Source organism: Gordonia sp. Z-3 (genome assembly GCF_036233855.1).
Lineage (GTDB): Bacteria > Actinomycetota > Actinomycetes > Mycobacteriales > Mycobacteriaceae > Gordonia > Gordonia tangerina.
Map to the genome: position 1 here is coordinate 205,211 of NZ_JAZARS010000008.1, position 17,742 is coordinate 222,952.

14 protein-coding genes are annotated in these 17,742 nt (G+C 66.2%); 10 read left to right on the forward strand and 4 right to left on the reverse strand.

Annotated features, from left to right (window positions below; all coding sequences use genetic code 11):
- Positions 1–13 precede the first annotated feature (13 nt).
- The 5 genes from VX037_RS11690 (at position 14) to VX037_RS11710 (ending at position 6,216) form a co-directional block, all read left to right on the forward strand.
- The gene (locus VX037_RS11690) at positions 14–583 is read left to right on the forward strand and encodes a GNAT family N-acetyltransferase (RefSeq protein ID WP_328714346.1); all 570 of its coding nucleotides are present in this window, start codon (positions 14–16) and stop codon (positions 581–583) included.
- 80 nt (positions 584–663) lie between these two features.
- Entirely contained in the window at positions 664–3,411 is a 2,748-nt protein-coding gene (gene polA / locus VX037_RS11695) for a DNA polymerase I (protein WP_328714348.1), read from the forward strand.
- A 164-nt stretch (positions 3,412–3,575) separates the two neighbouring features.
- A complete protein-coding gene (locus VX037_RS11700; protein ID WP_235723258.1) occupies positions 3,576–4,490 on the forward strand; it encodes an ABC transporter substrate-binding protein in 915 nt (304 codons plus the stop codon).
- A 3-nt stretch (positions 4,491–4,493) separates the two neighbouring features.
- The gene (locus VX037_RS11705; protein ID WP_235723098.1) at positions 4,494–5,456 is read left to right on the forward strand and encodes an amino acid ABC transporter permease; all 963 of its coding nucleotides are present in this window, start codon (positions 4,494–4,496) and stop codon (positions 5,454–5,456) included.
- Complete coding sequence (locus VX037_RS11710; RefSeq protein ID WP_328714350.1) at positions 5,443–6,216, forward strand: amino acid ABC transporter ATP-binding protein; 774 nt, start codon at positions 5,443–5,445, stop codon at positions 6,214–6,216. Before VX037_RS11705 ends, VX037_RS11710 begins: the two co-directional genes overlap by 14 nt.
- An 89-nt stretch (positions 6,217–6,305) precedes the next feature.
- Here VX037_RS11710 and VX037_RS11715 read toward each other — a convergent pair whose 3' ends face one another.
- Positions 6,306–7,148, reverse strand: a complete 843-nt coding sequence (locus VX037_RS11715; protein WP_328714352.1) for a class I SAM-dependent methyltransferase — start codon at positions 7,146–7,148, stop codon at positions 6,306–6,308.
- 71 nt (positions 7,149–7,219) lie between these two features.
- On the opposite strand from VX037_RS11715, the gene VX037_RS11720 reads away from it, so the two are divergent.
- A complete protein-coding gene (locus VX037_RS11720) occupies positions 7,220–10,174 on the forward strand; it encodes an ATP-binding protein (protein WP_328714355.1) in 2,955 nt (984 codons plus the stop codon).
- Here VX037_RS11720 and VX037_RS11725 read toward each other — a convergent pair.
- Entirely contained in the window at positions 10,161–11,315 is a 1,155-nt protein-coding gene (locus VX037_RS11725; protein ID WP_266061088.1) for a class I SAM-dependent methyltransferase, read from the reverse strand. The two genes, VX037_RS11720 and VX037_RS11725, sit on opposite strands and share 14 nt — an antisense overlap.
- Positions 11,316–11,372: 57 nt before the next feature.
- Complete coding sequence (locus VX037_RS11730) at positions 11,373–11,930, reverse strand: 2'-5' RNA ligase family protein (protein ID WP_328714356.1); 558 nt, start codon at positions 11,928–11,930, stop codon at positions 11,373–11,375.
- A 384-nt stretch (positions 11,931–12,314) separates the two neighbouring features.
- Here VX037_RS11730 and rpsA point away from each other — a divergent pair, with 384 nt between their 5' ends.
- On the forward strand, positions 12,315–13,778 hold the full coding sequence (gene rpsA, locus VX037_RS11735; RefSeq protein WP_235723093.1) for a 30S ribosomal protein S1: 1,464 nt from the start codon (positions 12,315–12,317) through the stop codon (positions 13,776–13,778).
- Between the two features lie 140 nt (positions 13,779–13,918).
- On the opposite strand, the gene VX037_RS11740 is transcribed toward rpsA, so the two are convergent.
- A complete protein-coding gene (locus VX037_RS11740; RefSeq protein ID WP_235723092.1) occupies positions 13,919–14,359 on the reverse strand; it encodes a hypothetical protein in 441 nt (146 codons plus the stop codon).
- Positions 14,360–14,494: 135 nt separating this feature from the next.
- Here VX037_RS11740 and aztD point away from each other — a divergent pair, with 135 nt between their 5' ends.
- From aztD to VX037_RS11755, 3 genes are all read left to right on the forward strand, one after another.
- The gene (gene aztD, locus VX037_RS11745; protein WP_442903659.1) at positions 14,495–15,736 is read left to right on the forward strand and encodes a zinc metallochaperone AztD; all 1,242 of its coding nucleotides are present in this window, start codon (positions 14,495–14,497) and stop codon (positions 15,734–15,736) included.
- Between the two features lie 116 nt (positions 15,737–15,852).
- On the forward strand, positions 15,853–17,040 hold the full coding sequence (gene coaE / locus VX037_RS11750; protein WP_328714357.1) for a dephospho-CoA kinase: 1,188 nt from the start codon (positions 15,853–15,855) through the stop codon (positions 17,038–17,040).
- 264 nt (positions 17,041–17,304) lie between these two features.
- Positions 17,305–17,718 (forward strand): hypothetical protein, encoded by a 414-nt coding sequence (locus tag VX037_RS11755; protein ID WP_328714358.1) that lies wholly within the window; start codon positions 17,305–17,307, stop codon positions 17,716–17,718.
- Positions 17,719–17,742 lie beyond the last annotated feature (24 nt).

The window sequence follows — 17,742 nt, forward strand, 5'->3', positions numbered from 1 at the left end:
CTACCGTGGGGGCATGACGTCGATTGCCGTGACGAGCTCCCGGGACCTCGGCCTCGTGAGTGCGTTGCTCGCGCAGGCCTTCGCCGACGACCCGGTGGTGCGCTGGATGAATCCCGACCCGGGGCGGGACAAACAGATCTTCCACACGTTATTGCGGTGGGCACATGGCGAGGCCGCGTCGATCGACCTGGCCGTTCGCGACGGCGTTCCCGTGGGCACCGCGGTCTGGGATCGACCGGGGCACAAGCTGTCGACGGTTCAACAGGTGGGCTCGATGGTGGGATTCGTTCGTGTCCTGCGTGGTCGGGTGGCTCGCGGCGCAGCCCTGGAACGTGAATTCGCGAAGGTGAGGCCCCGCGAGCCGCATTGGTACCTGGGGCAGGTGGGTGCCACCATCAAGGGAGCGGGCGTGGGTAGCGCATTGTTGAGCACCGGCATCGACCGCGTCGACGGACCGGCGTACCTGGAGAGTTCCAATGAGGCCAACGTGCCGCTATACGAGCGGTACGGCTTCGCGGTGACCGGTGAGATCACGCTGCCGATGGATGGGCCGACGGTCTGGCCGATGTTTCGCCGGGGCTGAGCTGTACGGGAGTGTTCAGGTGGCCCCGCACGCCTGCGGGCCCCGCCGACCTGTCAGGCCGGGTCATTAGACTCAGCACCGTGAGTCCTGCCAAGAGTTCCACCGTGCCCGCGAAGAAGTCCGCCAGCGCCGCCGGCAAGTCGGGTTCGGACGGACGCCCGCTGCTGATGCTGCTCGACGGGCATTCGCTGGCCTACCGGGCGTTCTTCGCGCTGCCGGCCGAGAACTTCAAGACCGCGACCGGCCAGACAACGAATGCGGTGTACGGCTTCACCTCCATGCTTATCAATCTGTTGCGTGATGAGGAGCCCACCCACATCGCCGCGGCCTTCGACGTCTCCCGCAAGACCTTCCGGTCGGAGATGTTCCCGGAGTACAAGGCGCAGCGCTCGAAGTCACCGGACGAGTTCAACGGTCAGGTCGATCTGACCAAAGAGGTGCTCGACGCGCTGGGCATCCCGGTGATGGCCATCGAGGGCTATGAGGCCGACGACATCATTGCAACCCTGGCGACACAGGCAGACTCCGCGGGTTACCGGGTGGTGGTCGTCACCGGCGACCGCGATTCATTGCAGCTGGTCAACGACTCGATCACCGTCCTCTATCCCCGCAAAGGTGTCTCCGACCTCACCCGTTTCACCCCGGCCGAGGTCGAGAAGAAGTACGGATTGACGCCCGCGCAGTATCCCGACTACGCCGCTCTGCGCGGCGACCCGAGCGACAACCTGCCCGGGATTCCCGGAGTGGGGGAGAAGACCGCATCCAAGTGGATTCGGGAGTACGGGTCGCTCGCCGGCCTGGTCGATCATGTCGACGAGGTCCGGGGCAAGGTGGGCGATGCCTTACGCACGCATCTGGCGTCGGTCCAGACCAACCGGCAGCTCACCGAGCTCGTCCGGGACATGCAGCTTCCGTCCGGGCCGGACGACCTCGCGATGGTGGGCTGGGACCGCGACCGCATCCACGTGCTCTTCGACGATCTCGAGTTCCGTGTCCTGCGTGATCGGTTGTTCTCGACGTTGACGTCGGTGGAACCGGAAGCCGAAGCCGGCTTCGACCTCGATGGCGCGGTACTGCAACCGGGCGAGGTCCGCGCCTGGCTGGCCGACCACACGACGACGGGCCGCAGCGGCATCGCGGTCACCTCACCCCATCAGGTCGTCGGCGCCGATGCGACCGGGATCGCGATCGCCGCTGCCGACGGCGTCTCGGCCTACATCGACGTCACGTCCGTCGACGCCGACGACGAGCAGGCCTTGGCGGGGTGGCTGGCCGACACCGAGCGACCGAAGGCCATGCATGAATCGAAATGGGGCGTGCACGCGGTCCGAGCGCGCGGCTGGACCCTCGGAGGGGTCACCAGTGACACCTCGCTGGCGGCCTACCTGGTGCGACCCGGGCAACGGACGTTCAACCTCGACGACCTCACGCTGCGATATCTGCGGCGTGAACTACGCGACGACGCCGCGCCCGACGACGGTCAGATGTCGTTGCTGGACGACGACGGCGGTGACGCCAAGCACGCCGAGCAGCAGATGCTGGAGGCCCGGGCGGTGGCTGAGCTGGCCGACACCCTCGACACCGAGCTCGAGCGCATCGACTCGCTGGCCCTGTTGACCGAGATGGAGCTGCCGCTGGCCTTCGTCCTGGCCGAACTCGAGGCCGCCGGCATCGCTGTCGACGTCGAGCACTTCCGCGAACTGGAAGCCGACTTCGCCCAACGCATCCGCACCGCGGCAGACTCCGCCTACGAGGTGATCGGCGAACAGATCAACCTGGGTTCACCCAAGCAGTTGCAGACCGTGCTCTTCGACAAACTGGACATGCCGAAGACCAAGAAGACCAAAACCGGCTACACCACCGATGCCGATGCGCTGCAGAGCCTTTACGAGAAAACCGAGCATCCGTTCCTGGCGCATCTGCTCGAGCACCGTGACGCCACCCGGCTCAAGGTCACCGTTGATGGATTGCTCAAATCGGTGGCCGACGACGGGCGGGTGCACACCACGTTCAATCAGACGATCGCGGCCACCGGTCGGCTCTCGTCGACCGAACCCAACCTGCAGAACATCCCGGTGCGCACGCAGGCCGGCCGACAGATCCGCGAGGGTTTCGTGGTGGCATCGGACCACGAATGTCTGATGACCGCCGACTACAGCCAGATCGAGATGCGCATCATGGCGCACCTGTCCGAGGACGCCGGGTTGATCGAGGCGTTCAACACCGGCGAGGATCTGCACAATTTCGTCGGCTCGCGGGCGTTCGGCGTGCCCATCGACGCGGTCACCACCGAGATGCGTCATCGCGTGAAGGCCATGTCATACGGGCTCGCCTACGGGTTGAGCGCCTTCGGGCTGGCCGCCCAACTCAAGATCAGTCGCGACGAGGCCAAGGAACAGATGGAGGCCTACTTCGCGCGGTTCGGCGGAGTGCGTGACTACCTGCACAACGTCGTGGATGAGGCACGCCGAAACGAATACACCGCGACCCTGTTCGGTCGGCGCCGCTACCTACCCGACCTCAACAGCGACAACTGGCAGCGTCGCCAGTCCGCGGAACGAATGGCTCTCAACGCGCCGATCCAGGGCACCGCGGCCGACATCATCAAGGTTGCGATGATCAATGTGTACGGCAGGCTCCGGCGGGAGGGGCTGCAGTCGCGCATGCTGCTACAGGTACATGACGAACTCGTCATCGAGGTCGCGGCCGGGGAACGCGAAGCGGTGGAGGCCGTCGTCCGCGACGAGATGGGTAGCGCGATCACCCTGTCGGTGCCGCTGGAGGTGTCGGTGGGCTTCGGCCGGTCATGGGACGACGCAGCGCACTGACCGATGCGTCTGGTCGCCGCGGCGTAAATCTCTCGTAACCGTCAGGTGGAACGGCTTGCCAGCCACTAGTGTTCGAACAGTGCGTCGATGGCTGCCGCCGGCGTCTCGAGTGCGCGCCCGATCATGCGCTTGCATGGTGGGGAAGAGAACAGATGGGGTATCTGATGCGTTTTCTGCGATCGTCGCGACCGGTCGGTGTGCTCATCGCACTGTTGTCGATCCTGGTCCTCGCACTGGCGGGTTGTTCGAACAACGAGGAGAGTGAGGGCCTGGGTGCCGACATCTCGCCGACCAGCGTCGAGGTGGAACCGGTGGCCGAGATCGCCGACCTGGTGCCTGCCCCGATCCGTGAGTCCGGACAGCTGATCGTCGGCGTCAATGTGCCGTACGCGCCGAACGAGTTCAAGGACGCCAATGGCGACATCATCGGCTTCGACGTCGATTTGATGAACGCGGTCGGCAGCGTGCTCGGCCTGACACCGCAATACCGAGAAGCTCAGTTCGACACCATCATTCCGTCGGTCCAAGCCGGAACCTACAACGTGGGCATGTCGTCGTTCACCGACACCAAGGAGCGCGAAGCGCAGGTCGACTTCGTCACCTATTACAGCGCGGGTGTGCAGTGGGCCCAACAGGTCGGCGCGGGTATCGATCCCAACAATGCCTGCGGCAAGCGGGTTGCGGTGCAGTCCACCACTTATGAGGACACCGACGAGATCCCGGCGAAGAGCCAGGCCTGCACCGACGCCGGTCAGCCCGCCATCGAGAAGGTGCGTTACGACAGCCAGGACGAGGCGACCAACGCACTGATGCTGGGCCGCGTCGACGCGATGTCGGCGGACTCGCCGGTCACCTCGTACGCGATCGAGCGGTCCAACGGCGAGCTCGAGCCGGCCGGTGGTGTGTTCGACTCTGCGCCGTACGGCTATCCCGTGCAGAAGGGATCGCAGCTGGCGCAGGCGCTGCAGCAGGCGGTCCAGTACCTGATCGACAACGGCCAGTACCAGACGATCGCCGAGCACTGGGGTCTCGGAGCGGGCACGATCCCCACGTCGGTCATCAACGGTGCGGTCAGCTGACCGGTGACAGCACCAGCGACTGGCCCGAGCGGGGCCGACCGGGTCTCCGCTGAGCCCGAACCCATCAAGGCGGTGCCACTGCGTCACCCGGGCCAGTGGTTCGCCGCCGCCATCGTGCTCGTGCTGGTGGTGCTGTTCGTCTACGGCGCGGCCACCAACAGCGCGTACGCGTGGAACACCTACGCCAACTATCTCTTCGACACCCGCATCCTCACGGGCATGTGGTACACGCTGGTGCTCACCGTGCTGTCGATGATCATCGCGATCGTGCTGGGCGTGCTGCTCGCCGTGATGCGACTGTCGTCGAATCCGGTGTTGCGGTCGACCGCGTGGGTCTATCTCTGGGTTTTCCGCGGCACACCGGTGTATGTGCAGTTGGTGTTCTGGGGGCTGTTGCCGGCGATCTACAAGCAGATCGACCTCGGCATCCCGTTCGTCGTGCAGTTCGCGCATTTCGATATCCAGGCACTGTATTCGGCGTTCATCTTCGCGATGATCGGCCTCGCGCTCAACGAGGCGGCCTACATGGCCGAGATCGTGCGGGCGGGTGTCTCGTCGGTCGGTGAGGGTCAGATGGAGGCCTCCGTCGCATTGGGTATGTCATGGTCGCTTGCCATGCGGCGCACGGTGCTACCGCAGGCCATGCGCGTGATCATCCCGCCGACCGGCAACGAGGTGATCAGCATGCTCAAGACGACGAGCCTCGTGGCTGCGGTGCCCTTCACCGGGGATCTGTACGGGCGTGCGCGGGACATCTCCGGGGTGAATTTCGAGCCGATTCCGCTGCTGCTGGTGGCGTCCACCTGGTACCTGGCGATCACCAGCATCCTGATGGTCGGCCAGTACTACCTCGAGCGGTACTACTCGAAGGGTGCCAGCCGGCAGATGACCGCCCGACAGCTCAAGGCCATGGCTGCCAAACCGAACACAACGATCGCGGAAGGGGAGAGCGATGAGCGTCGCTGAACGCCCCATGGTCTACGCCGACCGGGTCTGCAAGAACTTCGGCTCCCTGCGGGTGCTCAAGGGCATCACTCTCGAGGTGGGCCGTGGCGAGGTGCTGTGCCTCATCGGGCCGTCTGGTTCCGGGAAGTCGACGTTCCTGCGCTGCGTCAACCATCTCGAAGTGGTCAATGCGGGACGGCTTTACGTGGATGGTGATCTCATCGGCTACCGCGAACGTGGCGACAAGCTCCACGAGATGAGCCCGAAGGACGCAGCCAAACAGCGCCGCGACATCGGCATGGTGTTCCAGCACTTCAACCTGTTCCCGCACCGCACCGCGTTGGAGAATGTGATCGAGGCGCCGACACAGGTGAAACGGAAGAGCAAACGGGAGGCCACCGAGAGTGCCCGCACGTTGTTGGCCCGGGTGGGCTTGGCCGACAAGGCCGACACCTACCCCGCCCAACTGTCGGGCGGACAGCAGCAACGTGTCGCCATCGCCCGTGCGCTGGCGATGGAACCCAAGCTGATGCTGTTCGACGAGCCGACGTCCGCGCTGGATCCGGAGCTCGTCGGGGAGGTGCTCGGCGTGATGCGTGAACTCGCGGCCAGCGGGATGACGATGGTGGTCGTCACCCACGAGATGGGCTTCGCCCGTGAGGTCGCCGACCAACTGGTGTTCATGGACGGCGGTGTGGTGGTGGAGCAGGGTAATCCGCGTGAGGTGCTGGCCAACCCGCAACACGAACGTACTCAGGGTTTCCTGTCAAAGTTGTTGTGAGGCAACTGCTTCCGAGCGCGTCCTGTGAGTGTCACCAACTGTTGCCTGAGGAACGAGGCGCCAGCCGAGTGTCACGAAGGGCCCCGACCTCACACCTTTCGGCAGCAGAAGATCGCGGTGCCCGGGAAGTATTGTCCGCGAAAAGGACTCCACTGCCCCCACACCTCCTTGAAACCCTCCGGCCACTCCGGTTCCACGATGTCGTCGAGCACCAACCCGGCCGCGCGGATCTCCCGGACGCGATCGCCGATGGTCCGATGGTGTTCCACGTAGGTGATGGCGCCGGCGTCGTCGACCTCGGTGTAAGGGGTGCGGTCGAAGTAGGGGATCTGCACGATGAGGCCGTCGGGTCCAGGGTCGTCGAGGAACATCCAGCGCATCGGATGATTGACCGCGAAGACCCAGCGTCCTTCGGGGCGCAGGACCCGGGCCACCTCGGCCATCACATGCGCCGAGTCGGCTACAAACGGTACCGCGCCGAAGGCCGAGCACGCCACGTCGAACGAACTGTCCGCGAAGGGAAGTGCCTCGGCGGTCGCCTGCACCAGCGGGACCCGGCTGCGGTCTTGCTCCATCGCGGCGAGTCCGATGCCGAGCATGCGACGCGACAGATCGACGCCGACCGCACGAGCGCCCTGTCCGGCCAGCCACCGGGCACACGGTGCCGAGCCGCAGCCGACCTCCAGGATGTCGCGGTCTGCGATGTCACCGAGCAGGCCGATGTCAGCTTCTCGCAGGCCTTCCGGGCACCACACGAAGTCCCCGCCGGCGGCATGGGTTCCCAGGAAGGCGCCGTGTTCGGCGTGATAGTTGTCGGCGTCGTGGTCCCACCACCATCGGTTGGCGCGGTCACTCGTCGGTGAGTCGACGCGCCCGAGAATGCGCGGAGGTCGATGCGTCGAGCCGGCATCGTCGGTGCGCTCCTCACTCATGCCGGTGAGTCTAGCGACTGGTATCGGCTGGATCGGAGCCGCCAGCAGCGCACACGGTGATAAAATCGCGCGTGGTCAGCCTCCTGCTCCTGGGCCCGATCGATGTGTCGGGACCGACGGAAGCGCGCGCTGCTCAATTCGGTAGTCCACGGCTGCGGTGCCTGTTGGCCGCGCTCGGCGCCCGTGCCAATGTCGCTGCCGACGCCGACTGGCTCGCGGAGATCCTCTGGGGGCAGAGTCCGCCGACCAATCCGGAGGCTGCGCTGCACAACCTGGTGTTCCGCTTGCGTGCGCAACTGCGCGAGCACGGCGTGACAGACAAACTGGCGATCGTCACCGCCGCTCCCGGCTACTCGCTTCGGGTCGACCGCGACGAACTGGACCTCCTCGCGTTCGCCGACCGCTTCCATGCCGGGTGTGCGGTGACCGAGGCCGACCCGGGCGCTGCGGTGGCGCTGTTCGATTCTGCGGAGAGTCTTTGGCGTGGAAGACCATTCGGCGAGTTCGCCGATGAGCCATGGGTGCGTGGCGATGTCGAGGCGCTGCAGGAAACCCGGGTACGGATCGTCGAGGCGACCGCCGATGCGCTGCTGCGTTCGGGACGACCGGCAGATGCCGCGAGTCGACTCGAGCCCGCCGCCGCGGCACACCCGTACCGGGAAAGTGTGCACCAGGCGCGGATGCTCGCCCTCTGGCAAGCCGACCGCCCCGCCGAGGCGCTCGCGGTGTTCCGACGACTGCGGGCACGGCTGGCGACCGACCTCGGCACCGAACCCACCATTCGGCTCGGTGACCTGCACCAACGTATCCTCGCCGGCGAACGGGCGCCGACACCCACCGCCCCTGCAACGCCCACGGGCACCGCGCCGCCGACACGCCGCAGACCCGCACCGGAGGCGTCCGTGAGAGTCATCGGCCGTGATGTTGAGCTGGCCGATCTCGCGGCTCGAATCCGCCCGGGAACGGTGGTCACGGTAGTGGGGCCAGGCGGAGTGGGCAAGACCGCGCTGGTGCGCGAACATGTTCGTCACCAAGGGGCCACCTGGATCGCAGAGCTGTCGGGCGTGGCGTCGCCGGCCGACGTGGTACACAGCGTCGTGTCGGCAACCGGGGCCGCTCCGCGGCGGGATCTCGGCGATCTCGAGGCGCTCGTCGAAACACTCTCGGGCCGAGTCGGTTTGCTTGTCCTCGACAACTGCGAGCACGTGGTCGACGCGGCCGCCGAGCTGGTCGAATCGGTGATCAGTCGATGTGCCGACCTATCGGTGGTGGCGACGTCGCGTGTTCCGTTGGGGTTGACCGCCGAGCAGGTCAGCGTGCTGGAGCCGCTGACGGTGCCGGCGGCGAACGCGTCGTCGGCCGCCATCGCCGAGAGCCCGTCGGTGCAGCTCTTCTGTACTCGTGCGCACGCCCGCAACGATCGATTCGTGCTCACCGAGGAGAACGCCGCAGCAGTGGCCGAGATCTGCCGACGACTCGACGGGCTGCCGCTCGGCGTGGAACTCGCCGCGACCAGAGCCCGCGCCATTGCTCCGGCGGCGCTGGTGGACCGCCTTCAGTGGCGATTCCGGATTCTGCACAGTCCCCGGGACACCGACCCCCGGCACCGGAGTCTGCATGCGCTAGTCGACTGGTCGTATGCGCTGTTGAGTGATGCGGGTCGCGCTTTGTTCGATGTCCTGGCGGTGTTTCCGGCGCGCTTCGACCTCGACGACGCGGAAGCGCTCGCGGGGCACAGTGAGGTGGTACCGCGTGACGAGGTGGCCGATATCGTCAGTGAGCTCGTCGACAATTCGATGCTCTCGGCCGACGACTCCGGCTACCGAATGCTCGAGACCCTGCGCGCCTTCGGGCTTCGACGACTCGACGAGAACGGTCGCCGCACATCGGCGCGAGCGGCGCATGCGCACCTGGTGGCCGATCGGATCGCGCCACTGGTCCGGGATCTCTTCGGCCCCGGCCACGTCGCGGCAGCCGGTCTGGTCGCGGCGCGCCTCGACGATGTGCGACAGGCGGTCGACCATGCCTGCGAGGTCGATCCGACGCTCGGCGACCGGATGATGGCGGGGGTGATCCCATTCCTGGAGCTGACCATGAGCACCGAGGCCACCGCCTGGTCACGCCGGCTTCGCGCAGCCGCCGATGTGTCGGTGGAAGATCCCCCAAAGTTGCCCGCGGCGTGGGCGGTGGCCGCCGCCGGGGCCCGCTTCGACGGGAATTTGTTGACCGCCAAGGAGTATGTTCGGTGTGGGCTGGCGTGCAGCCCCGCACCCGCCGTGGAGGTCTACCTACGGATGATGCTCGTGGAGGTCGGCCTGTTCCAAGGGGATGTGACGGCGACGTCGCGATTGGCCCGCGATTTCCGGGCAGCGGGAACGGTCGCGGGGATGGCCGGCGCGGGCCGCATGGCCGACCTCTGCGTGCTGCTGATGAACGCCTACGCCGGCGACGGGCCCGCCGCGCATCGGGCTTCGCTGCGGATCGCCGATTTATGCACCGCGGCAGGGGAGACCGTCGTCGAAGGATGGGCGCGCTACGGTGCCGGTGAGTGCATTCTCGACGACGATCCGAGTCGAGCCGGCGAGCTGCTCGACGATGCGATCGCTTCTGCTGCGCACACGGGTGACCGCTATCTGATGGGTGTGGCACTGGTGTCCCGGGCATCCATCGAAGCCCGTTGCGGGACACCGGAGGTGGCCGCTCGTCTGTTCACCGATGTGCTCAACCACTGGCGCGACGCCGGCAACTGGACACACCAGTGGGTGTCGCTGCGCACCGTTGTCGACGTACTGCTACAACTCGATCGGCCTGAGGCGGCGGCCGAGTTGCTGGGTGCGATGCGCCGGGCCGATGAGATCACCGGGGCGGGGGCCTACGGCAGCGACGCGCAACGGCTCGACGCCGCGCATCGTCGGTTGCGGGAGCGTCTCGGGGGCCCGACGCTCGACGAGGCGATGATGCGCGGCGCCGATCGACCGCGGGTCGATGTGGTGGCCGCGGCGCTGGCAGCGCTCAGCCCGGCGTGAGTTGGTAGAACCGGAAGAAGCTGAACTCCTCGATCGGCAGTACCTCCACCTCGGCGAACCCGGCCTGCTGGGCGTAGGCGCGCAGTGTCGACGCGCGCATCACCGTTCCGGTGCCTGCCGAGGGTGTCGAACTCATTCCGTCGGGCAGACAGACGAACAGCGAGAAGGCGTACATGATCTTGTCCAGATCGTCGGCGGGGCCGGCGAACTCATCGGAGACCGCCTCGTCCATGATCACCATGACACCGTCGGGCGCCAGCGCCGCCCGCGCCGCGGCCAACACCTCCACCGGGCGGGGCATGTCGTGGACGCACTCGAAGGCGAACACCACGTCGAACGGTCCGCGCTGCCCTGCGTCGGAGGCGTCGGCCAGCACGAACTCCACCCGATCGTCGACGCCGGCCTCCGCTGCTGCGTGACGCGCCATCTGCACCGACGCCTCGTCGACATCGAGGCCCACGAATGTCGCCTCCGGATAGGCCTTGGCCAGCGCGATGGTCGAGTAACCGGCGCCGAATCCGACGTCGGCGATGCGGGCGCCGGAACGGGAGAGCCGCGCGTGCAGGCCGTCGACGCCGGCGAGCGCAGGCGCGAGTTGACGGTCGAACCACGGGCGGTTGAGTGCCGCCTGGCATTCGCGGGCGTCGGCGCCCAGTTCTGCCCAGCTGACACCGCCGCCGGTGCGGTAGGCGTCGAGCAGGGCCGGAAGCTGGCCGAACGATGCGGCGAACATCCGCGGCAGCGTGCCCAAATAGGCGAGGCTGGCGGTGTCGGTGAGGGCTTCGGCCACCCCCGGTTGGATGCCGAAGCGGATCGGGTCGGCATCTAGGTCGGCGTCGAGTATCCCGAAGGCCGACTGCATCTCCAGCCATTCTCTGGCGTAGCGCCGATGAGTGCCGGTGCGGTCGGCCAACTCGTCAGCCGACACCGGGCCGTGTTGGACGAGGCAGTCGTACCACCCGAGGCGTTCGCCGAGATAGATACTCATCGTCTCGGCGGTCGCCAGTGCTGAGGTGAAGATGCGCTCGGCGAAGGCGTCGGCCGTGACCGGCCGGTCGTCGGAGTGCGTCGGTCCGGGGGAGGGGGAAGTCGTGGTCGTTGATGTGGAGGGTGTCGTTGTCGAAGGTGTTGTTGTGCTCATGGGGCAACGATGCGTCTCCTCGCTCTCAGTTCGCTCTCACGCGGTGGTGAGGTTCTCTCACGGTGTCGTCGCGGCCGGTCCGCCGGCGACGATGTGGTCGCGACGGTTGTCGGGATCCCAACGACGCACCGTGGTGAACGAGCCGGAATCCTCGAGCGAGCCGACGGCGTCGAGGACGTCGAGGACCGCGGCGAGCTGCGTGGTGTCGACGCGCCGGGCGAGTGTGATGTGCGGGGTCCAGTCGCCCGGGGCGGCATGAGCGAAGGCGCCGTTGTCACCGAGGAAAGGTGTGGCGATGTCGCACACCCGGCGGTGCAGCGCCAACAGCGCGGCGCTCGGCACCACCACTCGAGCCAACGTGCGGCGGGTCCCGTGGCCGAACAGCACCGGAGCGCCGATCTGGCACGGCAGAGGCAGGTCTTTCGCACAGGCCCCGAGTGCGTCATCGACACCGCCGTCGATGTGCCCGGCCGCGATCAATGTGACGTGTGGGCGATTGGTCGAGGCGCGGATACAGGCGGCGCTGGGCAGCCCGGCGTCGGCCAGCGCCTGCCATTCGGCGCGGACACGGGCGTCGATCGACTCATCGGGCAGGAGCTCGATGGAATGCGCCACGGCGCCAGTCAACCAGAATGGCGAGCACCTGGGTATCGAGTGGGTATCGAGGTGAGGGAGCAGGCAGTGCCGGTGAGCGGTTCGTCGTGGCCGGTGAGTGTTCTCAGCCGCGCCCGATAGCTGCTGACCAGCCGAAATGAGGGACCGCCCACCTCGAGGACGGTGACCCTTCGCCCGCGAGAGGACCCCGCGGCACGGGGTCGTCGGGCGTCACCGGACCGGCCGGGGAGAGCGTATTTGCCCAGGGCAAGCGGACTGGCGTAACCTTCTACGCGCATGCGCCCTCGGCGCGTGCGGCCGTCGTGCCCGGAGTTCAGCATCCGTTCACCGACGGCGGCAACTGAACTGTACCTACAACACACCTGTCCGGAGCAACTCACAAATATGTCGTCCCCCACGATCACCTCGCCGCAAGTAGCCGTCAATGACATCGGCTCGGCTGAGGACTTCCTCGCCGCCATCGACTCCACGATCAAGTACTTCAACGATGGCGACATCGTCGAAGGCACCATCGTCAAGGTCGATCGGGACGAGGTTCTGCTCGACATCGGTTACAAGACCGAAGGCGTGATCCCGTCGCGCGAACTGTCGATCAAGCACGACGTCGACCCCAACGAGGTCGTCAACGTCGGTGACGAGGTCGAGGCCCTGGTTCTCACCAAAGAGGACAAAGAAGGCCGCCTGATCCTGTCCAAGAAGCGTGCGCAGTACGAGCGCGCCTGGGGCACGATCGAGGAGCTCAAGGAGAAGGACGAGGCCGTCAAGGGCACCGTCATCGAGGTCGTCAAGGGCGGCCTGATCCTGGACATCGGTCTGCGCGGCTTCCTCCCGGCGTCGCTGGTGGAGATGCGTCGCGTCCGCGATCTGCAGCCGTACATCGGCAAGGAGATCGAGGCCAAGATCATCGAGCTCGACAAGAACCGCAACAACGTGGTCCTGTCGCGTCGTGCATGGCTCGAGCAGACCCAGTCCGAGGTCCGCAGCGAGTTTCTGCACCAGCTGCAGAAGGGACAGGTCCGCAAGGGCGTCGTGTCCTCGATCGTCAACTTCGGTGCGTTCGTCGATCTCGGCGGCGTCGACGGTCTGGTCCACGTCTCCGAGCTGTCCTGGAAGCACATCGATCACCCGTCCGAGGTCGTCGCCGTGGGCGATGAGGTCACCGTCGAGGTCCTCGACGTCGACCTGGACCGCGAGCGTGTGTCGCTGTCGCTCAAGGCCACCCAGGAAGATCCGTGGCGTCAGTTCGCCCGCACCCACGCGATCGGTCAGATCGTGCCGGGCAAGGTCACCAAGCTGGTGCCGTTCGGTGCGTTCGTCCGCGTCGACGAGGGCATCGAGGGCCTGGTCCACATCTCCGAGCTGGCCGAGCGCCACGTCGAGGTGCCCGATCAGGTCGTCTCCGTCGGCGACGACGCGATGGTCAAGGTCATCGACATCGACCTGGAGCGTCGCCGGATCTCGCTGAGCCTCAAGCAGGCCAACGAGGACTACACCGAGGAGTTCGACCCGTCGAAGTACGGCATGGCCGACAGCTACGACGAGCAGGGCAACTACATCTTCCCCGAGGGCTTCGACGCGGAGACCAACGAGTGGCTCGAGGGCTTCGAGCAGCAGCGTGAGGCATGGGAGGCCCGGTACGCCGAGGCCGAGCGTCGCCACAAGATGCACACCGCTCAGATGGAGAAGTTCGCCGCTGCCGCCGCCGAGGCCGCCAACGCCCCGTCGGATTACTCGTCGGCATCGGAGAGCCGCAGCACCGGCAGCAGCGCTCCGGCATCGTCGGGTGGCTCGCTGGCCAGCGACGAGCAGCTCGCCGCACTGCGCGAGAAGCTGTCGGGCAACGCCTGATTCGAATCTCACTGACACAGAACTCCCCGGCTCATCACGAGTCGGGGAGTTCTGTTCTTCGTGCTGATCGTCCTGAGCCCAGGTGTCGTCGGCAGCAGCGGAGATGACCCTGATGGTGGTCGCGTCTGTACCCGACGCACTCAACCGCCAAAGTGCGCGGCCAACCGCCGGTGTCGGTGCCGGAACAGATGCTCGACGAACCGGGCGAGCAGGGGTGCGGCCGGCCTCAGCAGCAGACGTGGGCGTAACGCGACGGTGTCGACAACCTCGGTGCGCTCGAGAGTGAGCGGTGTCAGTGTTCTGGCGTGATGCCACACCCGCATGGAGGCCATCGAGGACTCTTCGCGAAATCCGCGCCCAGGTGTGAGTTCGACGATGGTCAGTTCGTCGTAGTCGAGCGGCAACAAACCGCCGAACAGCAAGCGCACCTTGCCCACGCTCGTGCCGACCTCGATGTCGGCCAGTGTTTTCCCGCGATGCCGGCGCGGCAGCATCATCTTGAGGTAGGGCATCAGCTCATCGTTGATGCCCTCCATTCGGCTGACGCGATCCCACACCGCGTCGATCGGTGCCGGTATCACGGACCGCTGAGTTAGTGACCGGAGCGGAGCATCGCTACCCACTCGACCAGCCTGCCAATGCTGGTCGACCTGGGTCAGCGGAATCGAACCATTAGCAGTTGACAATAATTTTCATTAACACGTTGACTGTCTCCCGTGCATGTGAAGAAGACAAATCTGACAAGGGTGGCGGCGCTGTGTGCTGCCGCATCGTTCGCGCTGGTCGCGTGTGGCACCGATAGCACCGACGATGCTGCGCCGAGCAGCACTGCCGACGCTTCTGGTGAACGAGTTGAACAGCACAGCGCCACACCGCGTCTGGCGCTCAGCTACGACGGCGGCATTCTGGTGCTGGACGCGGAAAACCTGGAGCAGGTGGCCGACATCCCCACCGAGGGGTTCATCCGACTCAACAGCGCCGATAACGGACGCAACGTATTCGTCTCGGAATCGGGCGGTTTCCGCGTTCTGGACATGGGGACCTGGACCGTCCAGCACGGCGACCACGGGCACTACTACACATCAGAACCCGAGCTGACCGACATGACCTTCGGTGGCGAGGAACCGGGCCATGTGGTGCCGCACGATTCCCGCATCACGCTGTTCAGCGACGGCACGGGGGAGGTCGACATCGTCGAACCGGCGGAGCTGCTGCGCGGCAATGCGAAATCGACCGAGTACACGGTGCCTGAGCCTCATCATGGCGTGGCGGTCTTCCGCGCGGACGGCAGCCTGGTGGTGACACGAGGAAACGAGGATGAGCGCAGCGGCATCGCGATCCTCGACAAGGAGCGCAACGAGATCGCGAGCACCGACGAGTGCCCCGGGGTCCACGGTGAGGCCGCCGCCGCCGACGGTGTCCTCACCTTCGGCTGCCAGGACGGCATTCTCGTCGTGCGCGGCAACGAGATCGAGAAGGTGGCCAGCCCCGACGGCTACGGACGCATCGGCAACCAGGCCGGCTCGGCAACATCGCCGATCGTCCTGGGTGACTACAAGACCGACGAGGACGCCGAACTCGAGCGGCCGAACCGGTTCACTCTCACCGACACTCGGACCGGCGATCTTCGCATCGTCGACTTCCCGGCCAGCTACAGCTTCCGGTCGATCGAACGCGGACCCGATGGTGAAGCCGTGATCCTCGGCACCGATGGTGCACTGTACGTCTATGACCCGATGACCGGGGATCAGGTGCGCAAGATCGACGTCATCGACGCGTGGACCGAGCCCGATGAATGGCAGTCGCCGATGCCGAACGTTCATGTGCAGGAGGGCGTCGCCTACGTCACCGACCCGAATGCGAGGACCGTGACCGCGGTCGATCTGGCCACCGGAGAGCAGACGGCGCAGGCCGAACTGCCGCAGCCGACCATCGAACTCACCGGTGTCACCGGCTGAGCTCGAGCAGCGCTGATCGTCGCTCCCTCCTTTCGTTCCACCTGCTCGGAACGATGCAGCGCGAACGAAACGAGGGAGCGGTGATCGGTTCGCGGAGGATTTGTCAGACTGGTCGGGTGATCAGACTGGGGCTGTCCGGCGGAATCGGGGCCGGCAAATCAACCGTGGCCACGACGTTCATCCACCGCGGTGGCTATCACATCGACGCCGACAAGATCGCGCGTGAAGTGGTGGAACCGGGGACACCGGGACTGGCCGCCTTGGTGGAGGCATTCGGCGACGAGATCCTGGCCGATGACGGCAGCCTGGATCGGCCCGCGTTGGCCGCCAGGGCCTTCGTGGACGACGAACAGCGCCAGAAGCTGAACTCGATAACCCATCCGCTGGTGGGTGCGCGCACCCAGGAGCTACTCGAGGCCGCGCCGGACGACGCCATCGTGGTGCAGGACATCCCGTTGCTCGTAGAGGGCAACATGGCTCCGTTCTTCCATCTCGTGGTGATCGTGCACGCCGACGCCGAGACACGTGTGCAGCGTCTGACCACGGCGCGCGGTATGCCAGAAGATGACGCGCGTGCGCGAATTGCGGCTCAGGCCAGCGATGAGCAGCGCCGAGCGGTGGCCGATGTGTGGCTCGACAATTCCGGTAGTCCCGAGGATCTCGCCGCTGCGGCGGCAGCGCTCTGGGAGGAACGTCTGGTTCCCTTCGAGCAGAACGTCCGGTCGCGGACGGCGGTAGCAGGTCCGTTGGAGTTGGCCGATCCCGATCCCGGCTGGGCCGCCGAGGGTATCCGCCTGGTGAACCGACTGTGGGCGGTGGTCGGCGACAAGGCGTCGGCCATTGATCACATCGGATCGACCGCGATTCCGGGTCTGGCTGCCAAGCCCACGATCGATCTGCAGATCACTGTCGCCGACCTTGGTGTCGCGGATCAACTGGCCGAGGTGCTCGCCGACGGCGGATTTCCCCGAGTGCCCGGTATCGACGGCGACAATCCGAAACCCGATCTGGCGACCGGGTCGGTGGACGAGGGGGATTGGGAAAGACGGCTGCACGGATCGGCCGACCCGGGGCGACCGGTGAATCTACACCTGCGTGCCGCGGACTCGCCGGGCCGCGCGTTTGCGCTGGATTTCCGCGATTGGCTCCGTGACGACGCCGCGGCCCGAGCGGAGTACGCCGAGGTCAAGCGGGTGGCGCTGCAGGCGGCCGAGGGCGATCTCGGTCGCTATGTCGCGGCCAAAGAGCAGTGGTTCGACGATGCCTACCGGCGGGTCGCCGCCTGGAAGGCCACAAAGTCTTGACGCCCGGCGGGCCCATCGTGCGTTGTTCCTGTTCCCTGAGGTGCGAGGCGCACCGTGCGTTGTTCCTGATCCCTGAGGAGCGAGGCGCCAGCCGAGCGTCACGAAGGGCTCGCACCTGCACCGATTCACACAATCGGATGAACTCTGGCTACGGGTGTGCGCAGAAACCCATATCGCCATCGTGCATGACGTGAACCTTTGCTAGCGTGAAGCCGCACCCACGGGTGCGACATACATCACTGCTCTAGTCGAGGGAGAACAGCCATGGGTGCACGCACGAAGGGACGCGCCGCCGCGGCGACCGTAGCGTTTGCCAGTGTTGCGGCCGCAGGGGCGGTGATGGCCGCGCCGGCGAGCGCGGACGTCAGCAAGCTCGAGATCGACAACTCTGCGCTACTCGGGTCGCTCGACCAGCGGTATGGAGCGAGCTGCGGATACGGGGTAATTGCCACTGTCCCCGAGAACAGCACTGAGAATGTCGTGTTCAGCATTAACGGCAACCAGGTCGGTTCAATCAAGCCCGACGGCGGCAAGGCGGTGTATCCATGGTTCCCGTTTGCTCCGGGGCAATACACGATCAAGGCGACTCAGGGCACGGGCGATGAGGGCGAGTCGATCGGCCCACTCAACGTCGGAGTCGGTGTTTACACGGGCAGTTCATGCATCATCCTCTACTGATGCGGTAGCAGCTTGCGTGAACAG

Coding starts and splice junctions, on each gene's coding strand:
- VX037_RS11690 (WP_328714346.1), top strand. CDS start 14: ATGACGTCGATTGCCGTGACGAGCTCCCGGGACCTCGGCCTCGTGAGT.
- VX037_RS11725 (WP_266061088.1), bottom strand. CDS start 11,315: ATGAGCACAACAACACCTTCGACAACGACACCCTCCACATCAACGACC.
- VX037_RS11715 (WP_328714352.1), bottom strand. CDS start 7,148: ATGAGTGAGGAGCGCACCGACGATGCCGGCTCGACGCATCGACCTCCG.
- VX037_RS11710 (WP_328714350.1), top strand. CDS start 5,443: ATGAGCGTCGCTGAACGCCCCATGGTCTACGCCGACCGGGTCTGCAAG.
- VX037_RS11755 (WP_328714358.1), top strand. CDS start 17,305: ATGGGTGCACGCACGAAGGGACGCGCCGCCGCGGCGACCGTAGCGTTT.
- rpsA (WP_235723093.1), top strand. CDS start 12,315: ATGTCGTCCCCCACGATCACCTCGCCGCAAGTAGCCGTCAATGACATC.
- VX037_RS11700 (WP_235723258.1), top strand. CDS start 3,576: ATGCGTTTTCTGCGATCGTCGCGACCGGTCGGTGTGCTCATCGCACTG.